This window comes from Pseudomonas sp. NFX5, assembly GCF_049132125.1.
Taxonomy (GTDB): domain Bacteria; phylum Pseudomonadota; class Gammaproteobacteria; order Pseudomonadales; family Pseudomonadaceae; genus Aquipseudomonas; species Aquipseudomonas marginalis.
In genome coordinates this window covers 1-18425 of record NZ_JAFMZG010000005.1, presented here as the reverse complement: position 1 = coordinate 18425, position 18425 = coordinate 1, and the positions used below count along the sequence as shown (strand labels likewise).

19 protein-coding genes are annotated in these 18425 nt (G+C 62.7%); 9 read left to right on the top strand and 10 right to left on the bottom strand.

Annotated features, from left to right (window positions below; translation table 11 throughout):
- Positions 1-10: 10 nt before the first annotated feature.
- Positions 11-943: a sugar ABC transporter substrate-binding protein gene (locus tag J1N02_RS01210; protein WP_027607263.1), complete on the bottom strand. Its 933-nt coding sequence runs from the start codon at positions 941-943 to the stop codon at positions 11-13.
- Positions 944-993: 50 nt separating this feature from the next.
- Complete coding sequence (locus J1N02_RS01205) at positions 994-2001, bottom strand: ABC transporter permease (RefSeq protein ID WP_092357397.1); 1008 nt, start codon at positions 1999-2001, stop codon at positions 994-996.
- A 362-nt stretch (positions 2002-2363) separates the two neighbouring features.
- Here J1N02_RS01205 and J1N02_RS01200 point away from each other — a divergent pair, with 362 nt between their 5' ends.
- The 3 genes from J1N02_RS01200 to J1N02_RS01190 are packed head-to-tail and all read left to right on the top strand — an operon-like array spanning position 2364 to position 5603.
- Positions 2364-3200, top strand: a complete 837-nt coding sequence (locus tag J1N02_RS01200; protein ID WP_092357395.1) for a transketolase — start codon at positions 2364-2366, stop codon at positions 3198-3200.
- On the top strand, positions 3190-4122 hold the full coding sequence (locus J1N02_RS01195) for a transketolase family protein (protein WP_027607260.1): 933 nt from the start codon (positions 3190-3192) through the stop codon (positions 4120-4122). Before J1N02_RS01200 ends, J1N02_RS01195 begins: the two co-directional genes overlap by 11 nt.
- Positions 4123-4127: 5 nt before the next feature.
- Positions 4128-5603, top strand: a complete 1476-nt coding sequence (locus J1N02_RS01190; RefSeq protein WP_421147079.1) for an FGGY family carbohydrate kinase — start codon at positions 4128-4130, stop codon at positions 5601-5603.
- A gap of 161 nt (positions 5604-5764) precedes the next feature.
- On the opposite strand, the gene J1N02_RS01185 is transcribed toward J1N02_RS01190, so the two are convergent.
- A complete protein-coding gene (locus J1N02_RS01185) occupies positions 5765-6709 on the bottom strand; it encodes an aliphatic sulfonate ABC transporter substrate-binding protein (protein WP_137212199.1) in 945 nt (314 codons plus the stop codon).
- Positions 6710-6944: 235 nt separating this feature from the next.
- On the opposite strand from J1N02_RS01185, the gene J1N02_RS01180 reads away from it, so the two are divergent.
- From J1N02_RS01180 to J1N02_RS01170, 3 genes are read left to right on the top strand one after another with little or no spacing between them, the layout of a single operon-like run.
- Positions 6945-8003: an ABC transporter substrate-binding protein gene (locus J1N02_RS01180; RefSeq protein ID WP_027607257.1), complete on the top strand. Its 1059-nt coding sequence runs from the start codon at positions 6945-6947 to the stop codon at positions 8001-8003.
- Positions 7990-8979, top strand: a complete 990-nt coding sequence (locus J1N02_RS01175; protein WP_421147078.1) for an ABC transporter permease — start codon at positions 7990-7992, stop codon at positions 8977-8979. The genes J1N02_RS01180 and J1N02_RS01175 overlap by 14 nt, the downstream gene beginning before the upstream one ends.
- Entirely contained in the window at positions 8973-9761 is a 789-nt protein-coding gene (locus tag J1N02_RS01170) for an ABC transporter ATP-binding protein (protein ID WP_421147077.1), read from the top strand. Before J1N02_RS01175 ends, J1N02_RS01170 begins: the two co-directional genes overlap by 7 nt.
- On the opposite strand, the gene J1N02_RS01165 is transcribed toward J1N02_RS01170, so the two are convergent.
- Positions 9762-10610 carry an AraC family transcriptional regulator gene (locus tag J1N02_RS01165; RefSeq protein ID WP_027607254.1) on the bottom strand — a complete coding sequence of 283 codons (849 nt, stop codon included), beginning with the start codon at positions 10608-10610 and terminating at the stop codon, positions 9762-9764. It lies immediately after the preceding gene.
- Between the two features lie 110 nt (positions 10611-10720).
- Between J1N02_RS01165 and J1N02_RS01160 the strand changes: the two genes are divergently transcribed.
- Positions 10721-11131 carry a hypothetical protein gene (locus J1N02_RS01160; RefSeq protein ID WP_281114087.1) on the top strand — a complete coding sequence of 137 codons (411 nt, stop codon included), beginning with the start codon at positions 10721-10723 and terminating at the stop codon, positions 11129-11131.
- Between the two features lie 346 nt (positions 11132-11477).
- The gene (gene glsB / locus J1N02_RS01155; RefSeq protein ID WP_027607252.1) at positions 11478-12386 is read left to right on the top strand and encodes a glutaminase B; all 909 of its coding nucleotides are present in this window, start codon (positions 11478-11480) and stop codon (positions 12384-12386) included.
- Between the two features lie 35 nt (positions 12387-12421).
- Here glsB and J1N02_RS01150 read toward each other — a convergent pair whose 3' ends face one another.
- The 6 genes from J1N02_RS01150 to J1N02_RS01125 form a co-directional block, all read right to left on the bottom strand.
- On the bottom strand, positions 12422-12661 hold the full coding sequence (locus J1N02_RS01150) for a DUF6124 family protein (RefSeq protein ID WP_027607251.1): 240 nt from the start codon (positions 12659-12661) through the stop codon (positions 12422-12424).
- A 330-nt stretch (positions 12662-12991) separates the two neighbouring features.
- Positions 12992-13756 (bottom strand): methanethiol S-methyltransferase, encoded by a 765-nt coding sequence (gene mddA / locus J1N02_RS01145; RefSeq protein ID WP_421147076.1) that lies wholly within the window; start codon positions 13754-13756, stop codon positions 12992-12994.
- A gap of 132 nt (positions 13757-13888) precedes the next feature.
- A complete protein-coding gene (locus J1N02_RS01140) occupies positions 13889-15157 on the bottom strand; it encodes an NAD(P)/FAD-dependent oxidoreductase (RefSeq protein ID WP_027607249.1) in 1269 nt (422 codons plus the stop codon).
- Positions 15154-15906: an amino acid ABC transporter ATP-binding protein gene (locus J1N02_RS01135; protein ID WP_027607248.1), complete on the bottom strand. Its 753-nt coding sequence runs from the start codon at positions 15904-15906 to the stop codon at positions 15154-15156. The genes J1N02_RS01140 and J1N02_RS01135 overlap by 4 nt, the downstream gene beginning before the upstream one ends.
- Entirely contained in the window at positions 15903-16571 is a 669-nt protein-coding gene (ehuD, locus tag J1N02_RS01130; protein WP_027607247.1) for an ectoine/hydroxyectoine ABC transporter permease subunit EhuD, read from the bottom strand. Before ehuD ends, J1N02_RS01135 begins: the two co-directional genes overlap by 4 nt.
- A complete protein-coding gene (locus J1N02_RS01125) occupies positions 16568-17350 on the bottom strand; it encodes an ABC transporter substrate-binding protein (protein WP_092488726.1) in 783 nt (260 codons plus the stop codon). The genes ehuD and J1N02_RS01125 overlap by 4 nt, the downstream gene beginning before the upstream one ends.
- A gap of 215 nt (positions 17351-17565) precedes the next feature.
- On the opposite strand from J1N02_RS01125, the gene J1N02_RS01120 reads away from it, so the two are divergent.
- Positions 17566-18345, top strand: a complete 780-nt coding sequence (locus tag J1N02_RS01120; RefSeq protein ID WP_027607245.1) for an IclR family transcriptional regulator — start codon at positions 17566-17568, stop codon at positions 18343-18345.
- Positions 18346-18425: the final 80 nt, after the last annotated feature.

Sequence of the window (18425 nt, the reverse complement as noted above, 5' to 3'; positions counted from 1 at the left end):
CCTCCAAGGCTTACGGGTGCTGTTGCAGGAACGGCGCGACGTTTTCTTTAGTGGTCAGCACGGTGGGCAACAACTGCTCCTTGGGCAAGGTCTTGCCGGCTTTGAGGTCGATGGCCGAGGCCACGGCCAGGCGCCCCATTTTCTGCGTCTGCTGGGTCATGGTCGCGTTCAGCACACCGCTTTGCACGGCCTTGAGCCCGGCCACGTCACCGTCGAAACCGACCACGACCACCTTGTGATCGAGGTTGCCGACTTTCACCGCCTGGGCAGCGCCCAAGGCCATGGCGTCCGCACGACCGAAGAACACGGTGATGTTCGGGTCACGCTGGAGCAGGTCCTGGGCCACGGCGAAGCCTTTGTCCTGGGCCCATTCGGCCGGTTGCTGGGCGACGACCTTGAGGTCCGGGAAGGCTTTCAGGCCCTCCTCAAAACCCTTGGCGCGATCATTCTCGGGGGTGGTACCGATCTGGCCTTGCAGGATCGCGATGCGGCCCTTGCCGTCGGTGATCTTGCCCACGTACTCGGCCAGGGTCTTGGCGCCGGCCACGCTGTCGCTGGCGATAAAGGTGTCGCCCGGTGCGTCGGGGGCGTTGCGGTCCACGGCGATCACCGGGATGCCCGCAGCCTTGGCGGCTTTCACTGGCACACCGGCAGCAGTGGCGCCGGCCGGGATGTAGATCAGCACGTCGATCTGGCGGGTGATCAGGTCTTCGATCTGGCTGACCTGGGTGGAGGAGTTGCCCTGGGCGTCCACGGTGATCACCTTGACCCCCTTGGCTTTGCCTTCGGCTTCCACCGATTGCTTGATCTGGTTGAAGAAGTCGGCCTGCAGGTTGGCCACGGCCAGGCCGATGGTCAAATCCTTGGCCCAGGTGGTGCCGGCAGCGGTGAGGGTGGCGGCGGCGAGAGCGGTGGCCAACAGCAATTTCTTGGGGCTGAACATGTCGGTGACTCCTGGTTTTATTGTTGGAGGGTGTCAACTGTCGAACAGGTTTAACGGGCAGTGCTGGAGCGGCGTCGCAGGGTGTCGATGGTGACGGCGAGGGCGATGACCACGCCGATCACCACTTGTTGAATAAAGGGCGAGACGCCGAGCAGGTTGAGGCCATTGCGCAATACGCCAATGATCAGTACGCCCACCAGGGTGCCGCCGATGCTGCCGACGCCGCCACTGAGGCTGGCGCCGCCAATCACCACGGCGGCGATGGCGTCCAGCTCCAGGCTCAGCCCGGCACTAGGTTGCGAAGAGTCCAGGCGCGCGGCCAGGGTCACCGCGGCGATGCCGGCCAGCGCACCGCTGATGGCGTACACCCACAGGGTAATCGCCCGCACCTTGATGCCCGACAACCGCGCCACTTCCGGGCTGCCGCCCATGGCGTAGAGGTTGCGGCCACCGGCACGAAAGCGCAGGAACACCCAGGCCACCACCAGCATCACCAGGAACAGGCCCACGGTGGCCGAGAGGAAACCAAAGTGGCGCACCGTCGCGAGGCTGGTGAACCAGTCCGGGTAGCCGACGATCTGCCGGCCTTCGGTAAGGATATTCGCCAGGCCACGGGCCACCGACATCATGGTCAGCGTGGCAATAAAGGGTGGCAGCTTGGCGTAGGTGATCAACCCGCCGGAGACCAGCCCGGCGAGCATGCCGCTGGCAATCGAGATCGGAATCGCAAAGCCCAGGGGCACCGCCTGATCCTGATACAGCCAGCCGAGCATCATCATCGAGAAGGCCAGCACCGAGCCGACCGACAGGTCGATGCCGCCGATCACGATCACCGCTGTCATGCCGATCGCCAGGATGCCCAGCACCGTGACCTGATCGAGGATGTTCAGGCCATTGCGCAACGAAAAGAAGAATTCGGAACTGAAGGAGAAGACCAGCACCAGCAGCACCAGCCCGATCAACGGGCCGCCGATGTTACTGGGCAGCAGTTTGACAATACGTGGGCGGGGTGGCGGCTTGAGTTCGGCCGGGTGCTGGACAATAGCTTTGGCGTCCACAGTGTTCTCCTGAGTTATTTTTTTTGGAGTGCTTTCAGGCGTCTTGAATATTTATGCGTGCCTGACTGTTAATTCAGATTCCAGTGACACCGTGTCAAAGTCAAGCGCTTAATTTTTCTTGCATGCCTCTGATCCGGTGTTTTTGCCCGGCGCAAAGCCACGGGCTAGATGAGCCGGCGTGGGATTTTGGCCGTTTGTCCGAGGGATATTTCCGGGTTTTATTTGGTTTTTCAGCGGTTCGCTCACTTGACCTGCTAGAGGATCGGCGTCTAAATAGAAATATATTGTCACTGCTGAATAAATATTCAAAGACAGCCTTGGACACTTTCACCCCGCGTGGTCAGCCTCAAAGGAGCCGCTGCATGAATGCCTTCCAGTACGACGCCCACCAGATCAAGGAACAGGCCCGCCTGATCCGTCGCCATGTGATCCGCTTGAATGCCGACTCCCCGGCGGGCGGGCACACCGGGGCGGATCTTTCCGAGACCGACATCCTCGCCACCCTGTATTTCCGCATCCTCAACACCGGCCCGGAACGCACCGAAGACCCCGAGCGCGATATTTATATCCAGAGCAAGGGCCACGGCGTCGGCGGTTTGTACTGCTGCCTGGCGCAGGCGGGCTACATCCCCACCGAGTGGCTGCCCACCTACCAGCACTTCAACTCGCACCTGCCCGGCCACCCGGTACGCCAGAAAACCCCCGGCATCGAACTGAACACCGGCGCCCTCGGCCACGGTTTGCCGGTGGCGGTCGGGCTGGCCCTGGCGGCGAAGATGTCCGGCAGCAACAAGCGCATCTACGTGCTCACCGGCGACGGCGAACTGGCCGAAGGCTCCAACTGGGAAGCGGCGATGGCGGCGGCCAAGTACGGCCTGGATAACCTGTTTGTGATCGTCGACAAAAACAAGCTGCAGCTCGCCGGTTTGACCGCCGAGATCATGCCGCTGGACCCCCTGGACGTGAAATGGGCGGCCTTCGGCTTCCGCGTCAGCGAGTGCGACGGTAACGACGTCGACCAATTGATCGAAGCCCTGGAAAGCATGCAGACCAAGACCGGCGTGCCCCAGGTGCTGATCGCCCACACCATCAAAGGCAAGGGCGTGTCGTTTATCGAAGCCCGCCCCGAATGGCACCACCGCGTGCCCAAGGGTGATGAAATCAACGCAGCACTGGAGGAGTTGAACCATGGCGAGTGAACATTTGGCGAGCGTCATGGTGGAAGCGTTTATCGCTGCTGTCGAGGCCGGGCTGGACGTAGTGCCGGTGGTCAGCGACTCCACCTCCACGGCCAAGATCGGCCCGTTTGCCCAGCGCTTTCCCGAGCGGCTGATCAATGTGGGCATTGCCGAGCAATCCCTGGTCAGCGTCGCGGCGGGCCTGGCCCTGGGCGGCAAGATCGCCGCCACCTGCAATGCGGCGCCGTTCCTGATCTCGCGGGCCAATGAGCAGATCAAGGTGGACGTCTGCTACAACCAGGCCAATGTGAAGATGTTCGGCCTGAATGCCGGCACCAGTTATGGCCCGCTCGCCAGCACCCACCACAGCCTCGACGATATTTCGGTGATGCGCGGGTTTGGCAATGTGCAGATCTTCGCCCCGGCCGATGCCGTCGAGTGCCGGCAGATCATCGATTACGCGCTGCGCTACCACGGCCCGGTGTATATCCGTCTCGACGGCAAAGCCTTGCCCGACGTGCATGGCGCCGACTATCAGTTTGCACCCGGTCAGGTGGATATCCTGCGCCAGGGCGCCGATGTGAGCATCGTGGCCCTGGGCTCGGTGGTGCATGAAGCGGTGGAGGCGGCGGCATTGCTGGCGGAGCAGGGCATCCAGGCCCAGGTGATCAACCTGTCGTCGATCCGGCCCTTGCAGCGTGATGTATTGCTCAGCGCCTTGAGCGGCACGCGCGCCGTCATCAGTGTGGAAGAACACAATATCAATGGCGGCGTCGGCAGCCTGGTCGCCGAAGTGCTGGCCGAAGCCGGGTTGGGCATTGCCCTGGTCCGCCTGGGTATCGGCGATGGCGAGTACGCCGCCGCCGGTGCCCGCGAACCGACCCGCGCCTTGCATAACATCGACGCGGCTGGGATCGTGGCGGCTGCCACTCGGTTGCGGTGAACCCAATGAATAACAACACCCCGCTGATCCTGGCGATAGATGAAGGCACCAGCAACGCCAAGGCGGTGCTGGTCAACGAACTTGGCCAGGTGATTGCGCGCGGTTCGCGGCCCTTGAGCATCCGCCATCCCCAGGCCGGGTTTTCCGAGCAGGACCCGCTGCTGATCTGGCAAAACACGTTGGCTGCGATTGAAGAATGCCTGGCCCAGGTGGATCGTCCGATCACTGCGCTCGCGATCAGCAACCAGCGTGAATCGGTGGTGGCTTGGGATAGGCATACCGGTGAACCATTGTCGCCGTGCATCAGTTGGCAGTGCCGACGCTCTACGGCGTTGTGCACTCAACTGCATGAGCAGGGCCATGAAGCGCTGATCCTGGAGAAGACCGGGCTGGCGTTGGACCCGATGTTCTCGGCGGGCAAATTTCGCTGGATTCTCGATCACCTTGAGGATGGCCACGCCCGCGCCGCTGCCGGGGAGATCTGCCTGGGCACCGTCGACAGCTGGCTGTTGTGGCAACTCAGCGGCGGCCAGGTGTTCGCCACCGACTATTCCAACGCCGCGCGCACCCAACTGTTCAACCTGCACACCTGCGCCTGGGATCCTGAGCTGTTGGCGTTGTTCGGCATTCCGGCTGCGGCGTTGGCGCCGATCCGGCCGAGCGCCGGTTTCTTCGCCGAAACCGTCGCGTTGGGCGCCTTGCCCGCCGGTATCCCGGTGATGTCGATGATCGGCGATTCCCATGCGGCGCTGTACGGGCAGGGCGGTTTTGCGCCGGGGCTGGTCAAGGCCACCCTCGGCACCGGTTCGTCCTTGATGACGCCCATGAGCGGGCCGATTGCCTCCACCCATGGCCTGTCGACCACCCTGGCCTGGCATGACGGCAGCCAACCCACCTTCGGCATGGAAGGCAATATCGTCCATACCGGCGCTGCCGTGCAGTGGGCGTCGAAGCTGGTGGCGGGAGAATCCCTGGATGCGCTGACCGAACAGGCCGCGCAATTGCCCGATAACGGCGGCGTGTATTTTGTCCCGGCGCTGTCCGGCCTCGGCGCACCGCACTGGAAGGCCGACGCCCGTGGACTCATCTGCGGGTTGAGCGAAGCCACGTCCGGCGCGCATATCCTGCGTGCGGCGCTGGAATCCATCGGCTATCAGATTCGCGATGTGTTCGAGGCCATGCAGCAGGACATCGGCAGCCCGCTCAAGGAACTGTGGGTGGATGGCGGCGCCACGCGCAACCGCTGGCTGATGCAGTTCCTCGCCAACCTGCTGCAACGCCCGGTGGTGCGCAGCCTGTCACCGGAGGTGTCGGCATTGGGCGCCGCGCACCTGGCGGGACGGGCGTTGGGGGTGTGGGCGAATGATGCGGCGCTGGGGCAGTTGGAACGCCAGCGCGAGCGCTTTGAGCCGCAGGAGGATCCGGCGATGGCGGAGCGTTACTCAGAGTGGAAAAAGGCTTTAGCCCGCACACTCCTCTAACCGCATATGCAAACCAACTGTGGGAGGGGCTTGCCGCCGATGAGCATAGGGATCTACATAACGTTGACTCAACACTGAACGTCCGGCAGATAGGGCTGTTGTGGTGAGCGGGCTTGTCGAATCGTCGCACCGCCCCTCCCACATTGAGATCACACCCGCCTTCAAGGCCGCCAGGTCTGCACGTCCTTGGCATCCACCGCCTTGGGCAACAACCCCGCCTTGAAGAACGCATCGGCAATCTTCTGCTGCTCACCCAACTGCTCAATCGTCACCGGCTGCACCTGATAACTGCGGTGCGCATTCGCCGCTTCCACCGTGGCTGCATCCAGGTTGCCCCACAGCGGGCCGAGCACTTTGGCCGCGTCCTGCGGGTTGGTTTTTACCCAGTGGCCGGCGTTTTCAAGCTGCGCATACACCACCTTCAATACCTCCGGGTGCGCCTTGGCGTAGGGCGTGCCGGTCAGGTAGTAACGCTTGTAGCTGGCCAGCCCGGCACCGTCCGCCAGGGTGCGTGTCGGCAGTTGGCGCTGCACGCTGGTGAGGAAGGGCTCCCAGGTGACCCAGGCGTCCACCTTGTTGTTCTCGAACGCCGCGCGGCCATCGGCCGGCGACAGGTAAGCCGGCTCGATATCCGAGAATGCCAGGCCGGCCTTGGCCAGCGCGGCAATCAACAGATAGTGAGTGCCGGCGGCCTTGGTTACCGCGATCTTCTTGCCCTTCAAATCCGCTAACTGTTGGATCGGCGAGTCCTTGCGTACCACGATGGCCTGGGCCGAGGGCGAGGGCGCTTCCTGGGCGAAGTAGGTGAGTTTGGCCTGGGCGGCCTGGGCGAAGATCGGCACGGTGTCGGCCACGTCGGCGCTGATGTCCACATTGCCAACGTTCAGCGCTTCCAGCAGCGGCAGGCCGCTGGGGAACTCATGCCAGCTCACCTCGATGTTGTCGGCCTTGAGGGCTTTCTCCAGGGTGCCCTGGGTTTTCAGCAGGGTGATCAGCGTGGAGGATTTCTGGTAACCGATGCGCACGGTTTCCTGGGCGTGCGCACTGACAGCGACGGAAAAGGCCAGCAATCCTAATACAGCGGCGAGGGGACGACGGAGGGGCATGGTGGGCTCGATCTTCAGCGAAATATATCCAAGCTTAATGATCTGAAAACCATTCGATAAATACTCTTTCGATCTGAGCTTAGGGCGCTTTCATCCGCTTCGTGCCCATCAGGCATAACCATAGAATTATATGGTTCTTTCATAAAATTCAGTCGTTAATATAATCAAAATGGATTTTTTGACGCTGTCGGCCTTTCTCTTGAGCGGGCTGATCCATTCAATAGGGATACTTCGCATGGCTGCTTTTGATCACCTGACCCGTCGCCGCCTCCTGGGCCTGGCCGGCCTGACCCTGGCGAGCCTGTCGCTGCCGCGCCTGGGCTTTGCCGCCGACGCACATGCCGGCCACAACATCGCCCAGGAGCCCGCCGGCACCGGTGAGTTCATCCGCCTCGACGCGCCGCGTAAACTCAAGCTGGCGGTCAACCTCAACGCGGTGTGCCTGGCGCCGGTGGTGATCGCCCATGGGCAAGGCTTCTTCAGTAAGCACAACCTGGACGTGGAGTTGGTCAACTTCGGTAACTCCACCGAGGTCTTGCTGGAAGCCATCGCCACCGGCAAGGCCGACGCAGGCGTGGGCATGGCGCTGCGCTGGCTCAAGGCCCTGGAGCAGGGCTTTGACGTGAAGCTCACCGCCGGCACCCATGGCGGTTGCCTGCGGTTGCTCAGTGCCGCCAACGGCGGTGTGAGCAAGCTGGAAGACCTCAAGGGCAAGGCCATCGGCGTGACCGACATGGCCAGCCCGGACCGCAATTTCTTTTCGATCCTGCTGAAAAAACACGGCGTCGACCCGGTGCGCGATGTGGAGTGGCGCCTGTACCCGGCCGACCTGCTCGGCACGGCGCTGGAGCGTGGTGAAGTGCAGGCGGTGAGCGGCAGTGACCCGTTCATGTACCGCCTGATCAAGTCCGGCGTGGCGCGGGAGTTGTCCACCAACCTGGTGGAGGAATACGCCAACCTCAGTTGCTGCGTGGTCGGCGTCACCGGCAAATTGGTGCGTGAAGACAAGCGCGTGGTCGCGGCGCTGACCCAGGCGATCCTTGAGGCCCATGACTATTCCGTGCAGCACCCGGAGGACGTCGCCAAAGGCTTCCAGGCCTACGCACTGAACACCTCCACCGAAGAAGTCCAGGCGATCCTCCACGACCACACCCACGGCCACCACGCGGTCGGGGCGGCGCTGACCCAGGAGATCACCACCTACGTCACCGACCTGAAAACCGTGGAAGTGATCAGCAAAGGCACCGACCCGATCGCGTTTGCCAAGGAGATCACCGCCGATGTCTTCAACTGACGCAACCGTCCTCAACCCGCCTGTGGCGCTCAAGCTCGGGTGGCAAGGCGCGGCGGTGGTGACGGCCTGGGTGGCCGTCGCGCTGCTGATCAGTTACTGGCCCAACGCGGTGCGCAATTGGCCGATGACCCAGGGCCTGGCCAACCTCTGTGTGGGCGTGGCGGCGTTGTTCATTGTGCTGAGCCTGCTGGGGCGCAGGCTGTCGACACTCGCGCTGCGCTTGCGTACGGCCGCGCCCTGGCTGATCGCCTTGCCGGTGCTGCTGGGCCTCTGGGAATTGCTCACCGCCAAGCTTGCGCTGTTGCCGGTGCCATTCTTCGCGCCGCCCCAAGCCTTGCTCGCGGTGTACATCGAAGACTACCCACGCCTGGCCGACAGCCTGCTGCATTCGGCGCTGCTGCTGGGCTCGGGGGTGGCGCTGGGCGCGGCCACCGGGTTTGTCGCCGGTGTTGCCATTGGCTGGTCCACGCGGATCGGCTACTGGCTGCACCCGGTGCTGCGCATCCTCGGCCCGGTGCCGTCGACGGCGTTGTTGCCGCTGTGTTTTTTCCTGTTTCCGAGCAGTTGGAGTGCGAGTGTGTTTTTGATCGCCCTGGCCACCTGGTTTCCGGTCACGGTGCTTACCTGGTCCGGCGTGGCCAGCGTCGATAAAGCCTATTACGACGTGGCGCGCACCCTTGGCGCCCGGCCGGGTTTTCTTATTTTCAAGGTGGCGATTCCCGCCGCGTTGCCTCACGTCTTCGTCGGCCTGTTCATGGGCCTGGGCGCCTCATTCTCAACCTTGGTGGTGGCGGAAATGATGGGAGTCAAATCCGGCATCGGCTGGTACCTGCAATGGGCCCAGGGCTGGGCGGCCTACGCGAACATGTACGCCGCACTGCTGATCATGGCGCTGGCCTGTTCGGGGTTGATCACCGGGTTGTTCCTGGTGCGTGATCGGTTGCTGGGCTGGCAGAAAGGAGCGATGAAATGGTAGCCCTGGCACACGCGGTATCGGCTTTGGAAGGATTGGCGCTGCGCATAGAAAACCTCAGCCATGGTTTTGCGCTGGACGGCCGGCATTTGCCGGTGTTGGAGCGGGTGTCCCTGGACGTGGCGCCGGGAGAGTTTGTGGCATTGCTCGGGCCGTCGGGTTGCGGCAAGTCCACCTTGCTGCGCCTGGTGGCGGGGCTGGAGCCGGCGGACTCCGGACGGCTGTTGGCCGATGGCGAACCCATCACCGGCCCGGACCCGAGCCGTGTGGTGGTGTTCCAGGACCCCACCCTGTACCCATGGCGTCGTGTGTGGGACAACGTCGCCCTCGGCCTCGAAGCCCAAGGCCTGCTCAAGACCCATTCGGCTAAGGTCGATGAGGCCCTGCACAAGGTCGGCCTTGGCCCGTTCGCCCGTGCCTATCCCCGGCAGTTGTCCGGCGGCATGGCCCAGCGGGTGGCGTTGGCCCGTGCCCTGGTCAACCAGCCGCGTTTGCTGATCCTCGACGAACCCCTGGGCAAACTCGACTCCCTGACCCGCATCACCATGCAAAAAGAGCTGATCGACCTGTGGCAGCGCCAGGGCTACACGGCGTTGCTGGTGACCCACGATGTGGAAGAAGCCTTGCTGCTGGCCAACCGGGTGATTGTGTTCAGCGACCGCCCGGCGAAGATCCAGGCACAGTTGAGCATCGATAGGCCGTATCCACGGCACCGGGACGATCCTTACCTGGTGGACCTGCGGCGGCAGATACTGGGCCTGCTGGGGTTGGGCGAAAACTGGTAGTCAGTGGGCGTCTTTCAGCGCAATGGCCTGGGTGGTCGTACTTGAGACACCGGCACGGTCCGCCAGGTAACGCGCGGGCGGCTGGCCCACCGCCTTGCGGAACATGGTGATGAAGCCACTGGCGTTTTCATAACCCAGGTCCAGGGCCACCCGTTGCACACTTTCACCCTTGGCCAGCCGTTGCAGGGACAGGATTACATGCAACTGCCGGCGCCAGCGGCCGAAACTCAGGCCCAATTCCTCCAGCAACAGGCGCGTCATGCTGCGCTCGCTCATGCCGATGCGCACCGCCCACTGGCCGAGGGTGGCTTTGTCGGTCGGGTCGGCCAGCAGGCTGTTGGCCAGGCGGCGCAAGCGTGCGTCCTGGGGCATGGGCAGGTGCAGGGCTTCGACCGGGGCGGCGGCCAGTTCATCCAGCAAGGTGTTGATCAAGCGGCCTTGGGCGCCGGCCTCGTCATAGAATTGCGGGAAACTGACGGCCTTGCTGATCAGCTCATGCAGCAACCCGGACACGGCCAGGGTGCAGCATTGCGGCGGCAGGGCGTGGGCGGCGTCGGGGTCGATCAGCAGGCAATACACCTCGGCCTCGCCAGAGCCACGCGCCGCATGGGGCGTGCCGCCGGGAATCCACAGTGCACACTGGGGCGGCACGATCCAGATTCCCGCTTCGATTTCACAGTGGATGACCCCGCGCAGGGTGTACATCAACTGGCCCTTGCGGTGGGCGTGCTGGGCATGTTCCCAGGTGTCCGACGTGCTGGTGGCGCCCACGGCCACCACGGCGCGGGGGAACAGGTCGGCGTCCTTGGCCATCAACGGGTCGAGCAGATCAAGACGGTGGTGCTTCATGGCGGAGATCGCAGATTGGCCGGATTGCGAAACAGTCTGGCTATTCTGTGCAATGCCGTCCAGGGGTTCGAGCTTTATATTGAGATCCACTCTCATTAAGGAGCTTTGCCATGCGACTCGACAGCACAACATTCCCCGTGGTGAAAATCGTCTTCGATGCGCCGAACCAAGGCGGGCCGGAAGACGCCTTCCGGGTCTTTGAAGACCTGTTGGCACGCCAGCAATCCTTCCTGCTGCTGCACGAAAAAGCCGTGGACGAAACCCATCACGAACATTCCCATGAACAGCGCAAGCAAGCCTCGATCTGGATGAAGAAGCACCGACAAGCGCTGCGCACGTTCGTCAAGGGCATGATCCAGGTCGAGCCCAGCGCGGCCAAACGCCTGGCACTCAAACCCTTTGCGGTGATGTTCGGCAAGGCTTGGGGCTACCCGTTGCTGGTGGTGGAATCCAAGGACCAGGCCTGGGCGCTGGCGCGGGATGTGCTGGATGAGCGGGTGTCGGATGTGGCGCATTTTTGAACGGACGCGACCCGACTCTCTCTGTGGTGAGCGGGCTTGCCCGCGCTGGGCTGCGCAGCGGCCCCAAAACCAGGCGCTTAGGCGTGCCTGATACACCGCATTCGTCTTCATCAGGGGCGCTTCGCACCCCAACGCGGGCAAGCCCGCTCGCCACAGGGGCAGGCCTTTCTCGCCGGTCGGGGGCTGGCCAAGCTGCGTTATCACTTGGCATTGCAACTGTTGCTGATCCTGGTTTATCTGGTGGTGGCCGAGCGGGTGGTAGAGATTGTGTGGGGCTTGCGCGCCCATTGAAGTATCCTCCGCACCCCGCTTTCCACCGATTCAAAGACAGATGACAGGACAAGACATGCAGGCGCTGCTGGAGTCGATCCTCGACGAAGTGCGCCCCCTGATCGGCCTCGGCAAAGTCGCCGACTACATTCCCGCGCTGGCCGATGTACCGGCCAACCAACTGGGCATCGCGGTGTACGGCAATGACGGCTCGGCCTACCGCGCCGGTGACGCCGATACGCTGTTCTCGGTGCAGAGCATTTCCAAGGTGTTCAGCCTGGTGCAGGCCATTGACCATGGCGGTGAAACCATCTGGGAACGCCTGGGCCACGAGCCTTCGGGGCAGCCATTCAACTCGTTGGTGCAACTGGAATTCGAACGCGGCCGCCCGCGTAACCCCTTCATCAATGCTGGCGCGCTGGTGATCTGCGACATCAACCAATCACGCTTTGCCGTGCCGATCCTGTCGATGCGCGACTTCGTGCGGCGCCTGTCGGGCAACCCGCAGATCCTGGTCAACAGCGTGGTCGCCGACTCCGAAGCCCAGCACGGCGCACGCAACGCGGCCATGGCCTACCTGATGAAATCCTTCGGCAACTTCCACAACGATGTGGACGCGGTGCTGCACAGCTACTTCAACTACTGCGCCTTGCAGATGAGCTGCCTGGACCTGGCCAAGGCGTTCAGCTTCCTCGCCAACGAGGGCACCAGTGCCCACAGCGGCGAACAGATCCTCACCGCGCGGCAGACCAAGCAAGTCAACTCGATCATGGCCACCAGCGGGCTGTATGACGAGGCGGGCAACTTTGCCTACCGCGTGGGCTTGCCGGGCAAGAGCGGTGTGGGCGGCGGCATTGTCGCGGTGGTGCCGGGGCAGTTTACGGTGTGCGTGTGGTCGCCGGAATTGAACGCGGCGGGCAACTCGCTGGCGGGGATCAAGGCGTTGGAGTTGTTGAGTGAGCGGATTGGGTGGTCGGTGTTTTGAGATCGTTCCCACGCGCGTGGGAACGATCATCTGAGTCATGCTGCTGGATGGGCGTCATCCAATGCTTTGTCCACCAACAATTGCACACCTTCCAGCATTCGGCAGATGCCCAACGCCACATTGCGTTGTGCGCCGTCGATTTCAAAGGCCAGGTGCGTGGCGATATCGGTGATGGAGGATAGATCCTGGGAGGCGTTGACCAGCAGGGTTTCCGTGCCTAGGTCGGGGCGCACGGTGAAGAGTTTTTCTGGGGGATTGGGGCTGTCTTTGATCATGGTGAAGCTCCTTTGTAAATGGGGCTGCCACGATTCGCGGTCAATCGAAGAGGGTGGCAGCTGTACGCGGGTTGACCGACCGGCCCAAAGAACAAAACCGGCATACCCTAAGGTATCCCGCGTACAGCTGCCGCGACACGATACATCAGACGTAAAAAAACGCCTAAGCTCGGGGTTGGCGCAGTTGCTCTTTGAAGTCGGACGGTCAAATCCGGTCGCTGAATGGGCAGCGACGGCACAGAGGTTAGTCAGCCAAGTTCCGAGCGACAACCTGAAACAGTCGTGGGATAAGTCCTAGGGAACTCATGGTCAGACGCCACAAACGCCTATTCAGCGTCCTTTTTTGCGCGTCTTCGACCCCGGCAAAATCATGCCCACCTCTTGCTGGTAGCGCCGATACCGCTCACCAAACAACGCCACCAGGTCCTTTTCTTCAAAGCAGGCGCCAATGAAGAGGTAAACCGTCATCCCTGTCGCAAACAACAGGTGCCCGGCCGTCATGTACGGCGTTGCCCAAAAAGCGATCAGGAAACCCAGGTACAGCGGGTGACGCACGATCCTGTAAAACAGCGGTGTCCTGAATACTGGCGCCTGTGGTGTGGTTTTGCGCCAACGGTCGATGGCCTGCTTGAGCCCGAACAGTTCGAAGTGGTCGATCAAAAAAGTTGTCAGTAAAGCGATGCCCCAGCCCAGCCAGAACAGGCCAATCAGCAGGGTCTTGGCCCACGTCGTTTCAACCTTCCAGACGGTGAGCGGCATCGGTTGCCACAGCCAGAACATCAGCATCAGCACCAGGCTGCTGAGCAGCACATACGTGGAGCGTTCAACGGAGGTCGGAATGACTGCCACCAGCCACTGTTTGAAGCCTTTGCGCGCCATGGCCGTGTGCTGGACGCCGAACAGCAGGATCAATGCGCAGTTGATCAGCACGGCGGCTGGCCACGCGAGGAGGGGCCCATCGTTGATGTTCTTCGGCACCGCCACGCTGCCGACGAAGCCGATCAAATACAAACAGGTGAACAGGAACGCCAAATAGCAGCAGGTGCTGTACACCAGCCCGATGACACGGGCGGTGCGAGTGTTGTCGAGTTGCATGAGCATGCCTTTCCCACAGGATGAATAGACCGCAAACCCGCAGGTCAGCCAGTCCATGGCTAAGCCTAGCGGGTTTTGCGTACCAAAGGACCTGTGAGGGATAACGGTTTTCGGCGCCCCTGCAATTAGGACTCAGCTGATATTGAGCCGATCCAACAAGCTGTACCAAGCCACCCCCGCACCAATGTAAAACCGCTGCAATCCGTGCATCGGCAAGCGCTGCAGCGGCGTGACCGGGTAGGCAAATTCAGCCTGGCTGTCGCACAACCGCCCGGCCAGTTGCTGCCCCAGGCTGGTACACAATGCGATGCCGCGGCCATTGCAGCCCAGCGCCAAGGTCAGCCCCGGTGCCGGTTCGTGGACATGGGGCATGAAGTCCCGTGTGATTGCGATACGCCCGGCCCAGCGGTACTCAAATTCCAGCGGGCCCAATTGCGGAAAGAGCAGCGCCAGGGAGCGCTCCAGGTGGGCAAAATCGGCCGGTGACGTGGGGTCGTTGAACAGCCCGCGTCCGCCCATCAGTAAGCGCCCATGACTGTCTTTGCGAAAGTACAGCAGCAGCCGTTGTGCGGTGGACACGGTTTCCTGTCCCGGCAAGATGCTCTCTGCCGCACGCCCACGCAGCGGTTTGGTGGCGACGATAAAACTGTTCGCCGCGAGGATGCTCTGTGCCATGCCCGGCCATAGGTTGCCGCTGTAGCCATTGGTGGCCAGCACCACTTGATCGGCCATCACCTGCGCACCGCCAGCGGTCTGCAGTTGCCACCCCGGGCCCTGGCGCTGTAACCCTGTCACTGCACTGTGACCATGAATGCGAACACCCGCCGCCAACGCCGCGCCGACCAGCCCACGGGCATACGCCAGCGGCTGAATCGCCCCGGCGCGGCCATCCAGCCAGCCGCCGGCGAATGCCTCGCTGCCCATGCGCGATGCCACCGCCGCCGCATCCAGGCGCTGCACCGGCACGCCGCGCCGCGCCCATTGCTCGGCTCGCGCATGCAGGCCGGCCACGCCCTTTTGCGTGTACGACACCTGCATCCAGCCTTTGCGCACCGGCGCGCAATCAATGCCGTGCCTGTCGATCAACGTGAACACCAGGTCCGCCGAGTTCGACACTGTCGAGATCAACGGCTCGGCCTGCTCCGGCCCGTACATCTGCACCAGTTGCTCCGGGTCGTACTTGAGCGTCGGGTTGACCTGCCCGCCATTGCGTCCCGATGCGCCCCAGCCGGGCTCATTGGCTTCCAGCACGCACACGCTGACCCCGCGCTCGGCCAGATGCAGGGCTGTCGACAGGCCGGTATACCCCGCGCCGACAATCGCCACATCCACTTTCACCGACTCACCCAGCGCAGGCGTCGGCACCACGGAGGGCGCCGTCGCCGACCACAATGATTTCATGACAGGCTCCGCGTGTTGCCGGTGGGGTGCAGCACGCGCCGCAGGAAGTCCTGGGTACGTGCATGCTGTGGATCGCCCAGCACCTGCTCGGCCGGGCCGCTCTCGACGATGTAGCCGCCATGCAGGAAGCACACGCGGTCGGCGACTTCGCGGGCAAAGCCCATTTCGTGGGTGACCACGATCATGGTCATGCCTTCGTCGGCCAGGGTGCGCATTACCGCCAGGACATCGCCCACCAGTTCCGGGTCGAGGGCCGAGGTGGGTTCGTCGAACAGCATGGCTTCAGGTTTCATCGCCAGGGCGCGGGCGATGGCCACGCGTTGCTGCTGGCCGCCGGAGAGCTGTTCGGGGTAGGCGTCGGCCTTGGCGCTCAGGCCCACCTTGTCCAGCAACACCAGGGCCTCTTCGCGGGCCTGCTTGAGCGGTTCGCCTTTGACATACACCGGACCTTCCATCACGTTTTCCAGCACGGTGCGGTGGGGGAACAGGTTGAAGCGCTGAAACACCATGCCCATGCGGCTGCGCAGCGCGTGCACGGTTTTGCTGCCGCGTTGCACGGTTTCGCCGAACACGTTGATGTGGCCGCCATCGTAGGCTTCCAGCGCGTTGATGCAGCGCAGCAGGGTGGATTTGCCCGAGCCCGAGGGGCCGATCAGGCACACCACTTCGCCCTTGGCCACGTCGAGGTCAACGCCGTGCAGGACGCGGTGGCTGCCGTAATGTTTTTGCAACTGACGAATCTCGATCATGCTTTTTTCCTCCGCCCCAGGTGCTGCTCCATACGACGCAGGCCATACACCAGCGGCAGGCTCATCAGCAGGTAGAGCAGGGCGACCAGGGTGTAGACGGTCATGTTCTGGAAGGTCGACGAGGCGATCAGTTGGCCTTGGCGGGTCATCTCGGCGACGGTGATGGTGGACACCAGGGACGAATCCTTGAGCATCATCACCAGGGTGTTGCCGTAGGGCGGCAGGGCGATGCGAAATGCCTGGGGCAGGATCACCCGGCGCATCATCAGGGCCGAGCGCATGCCCAGGGCTTCGGCGGCTTCACGCTGGCCCTGTTCCACGGCAATGATGCCGGTGCGGAAGTTCTCGGCCTGGTATGCCGAGTAGGCGATGCCCATGCCGATCACCCCGGCGTAGAACGCCGTGAGGTGCACGCCCATGTCCGGTAGCACGAAGTAGATGTAGAACAGCTGCACGATGATCGGCAGGCCACGGATCACGTTGATGATGGTGCTGGCCACCCACGACAGCGTGCGAATCGGCGACAGCTTGAGCAGCGCCAGCACCAGGCCGATTGCACTGCTGAGCAGGAACGACAGCACGGTGATCTGGATCGTCACCCAGGCGCCCTGCAGCAGAATCGGCAGGAAGTCCCGGGCGTTTTGCAGGAACTCGGCCGGGTTCATGGGCGCACCTGGGTATCAAGTCCCCACTTCTTGAGGATGCTGTCCAGGGTGCCGTCGGCCTTGATGCCGGCGATGGCGGTGTTCAGGCGCCCGAGGGTTTGCGCATCGCCTTTGCGTACCACCAGGCAGACTTCGCCGACGTTGGTGGGCTGGTAGTCGGGGGCGAGCTTCACGCCTTTGAACAGCTTCTGGCGAATCTGGTAGGCCACCACCGGCTGGTCGCCGACCGCCGCCTTGATGCGCCCCAGGGACAGGTCGCGGACCATCTCGCCGATGGAGTCGTAGGTGCGAATCTCCTTGAAGATCCCCAGCTTGTTCAGTTGGTCGTAGAACACCGTGCCGGCCTGTACGCCGACCACCTGATCCTTGAGCGGCGTGAGGTCGGGGTAGGCGGCGCTGTCGTCGGCATTGATGATCAGGCCCTCACCGTAGGCGTACACCGGGGCGCTGAAGTCGACGACCTTGGTGCGCTCTTCGGTCTTGAGCATGCCGGCGGAAATGAAGTCGAGCTTGCCGGAGGTGAGGGAGGGGATCAGCGCAGCGAAGTTGGTCTGTTCGATCTGGCTGGTGAAGCCGCCGGCCTTGCCCACGGCCTCGGCGACGTCGACCATCACGCCCTGGATGCTGTTGGTCTTGATATCGAGGAAGGTGAACGGCGACCCACTGGCGGTTGCACCGACTTTGTACGTGGACGCACTTTCTGCGTGCGCGGCGCTGACGCAGAGTGTGGCGCACACACCGAAGGCAAGGCGGCGAAACAAGGGCGAAAGACTGTTCATCGGGCTACTCCAGAAGGAAAACGGAAAGTCAGTACCGCGAGCGGTTACCGATGAAATCGCAAGCTCTGTGCCATTTCGATTCAAATAAATCGAATTACGTTATATAAAATCGACAAAATGAACCATTCGTATCGATATGCGATATTTAATGGTCTATTTTTGTGATTTGGAGTAGTAATATCGCCACGCCTGACCTACTTGACCGCGAGTCCGCCATGTCCGAAGAACGCAACAGTCTGCACAACCAATCCCTGGAAAAAGGCCTGTCGGTGCTCAAGGCATTCAGCGCCCAGCGCCGCAGCATGAGCCTTGCAGAGGTGGCCGAGGCCGCTGGCATGACCAAAAGCTCGGCCCAGCGCATGGTGTTTACCCTTGAAAGCCTGGGTTACCTTCGGAAACACTCCCGCACACGGCATTACCAACTCACCCCCCGGGTGCTGGAGTTGGGGTTCAGCTACCTGGATGCGCATTCATTGATCGAGGTGGCCAACCCGTTTCTGTCGGAACTGACCCGGCTGACCGGCGAGACCTCGTGCCTGACCGAGCCGGCGGGCTACGACATGACCTATATCGCGCGCTTTGTCAGCGCGGGTTTTGTACCGGTGCATATGCCGATCGGCTCGCGGGTGCCGATGTACTGTACGGCGTCGGGGAGGGCGTATCTGAGTGCATTGCCGCAGGAGGAGGCGTTGGCGCTGATCGAGCACAGCCAGCGGGTGGCACACACCAGCCAGACGTTGACGGACGTGGCGGGCATTCTGGAATCGTTGCAGCAGGTGCGCGAGCAGGGCTATGCGGTGAATGCCCAGGAGCTGTTCCTCGGCGACATGACCATCGGCGCGCCGGTGCTGGGCGCCAATGGCCGGCCGGTGGCGGCGGTGCATGTGGTGGCGCCCACCAGTCGGTGGAGCAGGGCGGATGCGGAGAAGCAGTTGGCGCCGGCGTTGTTGCAGTGTTCAAGGGCGTTGAGCAATTCGGCGCGCAACCTGGAGTAACCCGCTCTCAAGAACACAGCAAATCCAATGTGGGAGCGGGCTTGCTCGCGAATGCGGTGTATCAGTCGCCAGATGCAGTG

Bases quoted from the DNA above. Each gene is read 5' to 3' on its own strand.
- J1N02_RS01210 (WP_027607263.1), bottom strand. From the start codon at position 943: ATGTTCAGCCCCAAGAAATTGCTGTTGGCCACCGCTCTCGCCGCCGCC.
- J1N02_RS01200 (WP_092357395.1), top strand. From the start codon at position 2,364: ATGAATGCCTTCCAGTACGACGCCCACCAGATCAAGGAACAGGCCCGC.
- J1N02_RS01195 (WP_027607260.1), top strand. From the start codon at position 3,190: ATGGCGAGTGAACATTTGGCGAGCGTCATGGTGGAAGCGTTTATCGCT.
- J1N02_RS01190 (WP_421147079.1), top strand. From the start codon at position 4,128: ATGAATAACAACACCCCGCTGATCCTGGCGATAGATGAAGGCACCAGC.
- J1N02_RS01185 (WP_137212199.1), bottom strand. From the start codon at position 6,709: ATGCCCCTCCGTCGTCCCCTCGCCGCTGTATTAGGATTGCTGGCCTTT.
- J1N02_RS01180 (WP_027607257.1), top strand. From the start codon at position 6,945: ATGGCTGCTTTTGATCACCTGACCCGTCGCCGCCTCCTGGGCCTGGCC.
- J1N02_RS01175 (WP_421147078.1), top strand. From the start codon at position 7,990: ATGTCTTCAACTGACGCAACCGTCCTCAACCCGCCTGTGGCGCTCAAG.
- J1N02_RS01170 (WP_421147077.1), top strand. From the start codon at position 8,973: ATGGTAGCCCTGGCACACGCGGTATCGGCTTTGGAAGGATTGGCGCTG.
- J1N02_RS01165 (WP_027607254.1), bottom strand. From the start codon at position 10,610: ATGAAGCACCACCGTCTTGATCTGCTCGACCCGTTGATGGCCAAGGAC.
- J1N02_RS01160 (WP_281114087.1), top strand. From the start codon at position 10,721: ATGCGACTCGACAGCACAACATTCCCCGTGGTGAAAATCGTCTTCGAT.
- glsB (WP_027607252.1), top strand. From the start codon at position 11,478: ATGCAGGCGCTGCTGGAGTCGATCCTCGACGAAGTGCGCCCCCTGATC.
- J1N02_RS01150 (WP_027607251.1), bottom strand. From the start codon at position 12,661: ATGATCAAAGACAGCCCCAATCCCCCAGAAAAACTCTTCACCGTGCGC.
- mddA (WP_421147076.1), bottom strand. From the start codon at position 13,756: ATGCAACTCGACAACACTCGCACCGCCCGTGTCATCGGGCTGGTGTAC.
- J1N02_RS01140 (WP_027607249.1), bottom strand. From the start codon at position 15,157: ATGAAATCATTGTGGTCGGCGACGGCGCCCTCCGTGGTGCCGACGCCT.
- J1N02_RS01135 (WP_027607248.1), bottom strand. From the start codon at position 15,906: ATGATCGAGATTCGTCAGTTGCAAAAACATTACGGCAGCCACCGCGTC.
- ehuD (WP_027607247.1), bottom strand. From the start codon at position 16,571: ATGAACCCGGCCGAGTTCCTGCAAAACGCCCGGGACTTCCTGCCGATT.
- J1N02_RS01125 (WP_092488726.1), bottom strand. From the start codon at position 17,350: ATGAACAGTCTTTCGCCCTTGTTTCGCCGCCTTGCCTTCGGTGTGTGC.
- J1N02_RS01120 (WP_027607245.1), top strand. From the start codon at position 17,566: ATGTCCGAAGAACGCAACAGTCTGCACAACCAATCCCTGGAAAAAGGC.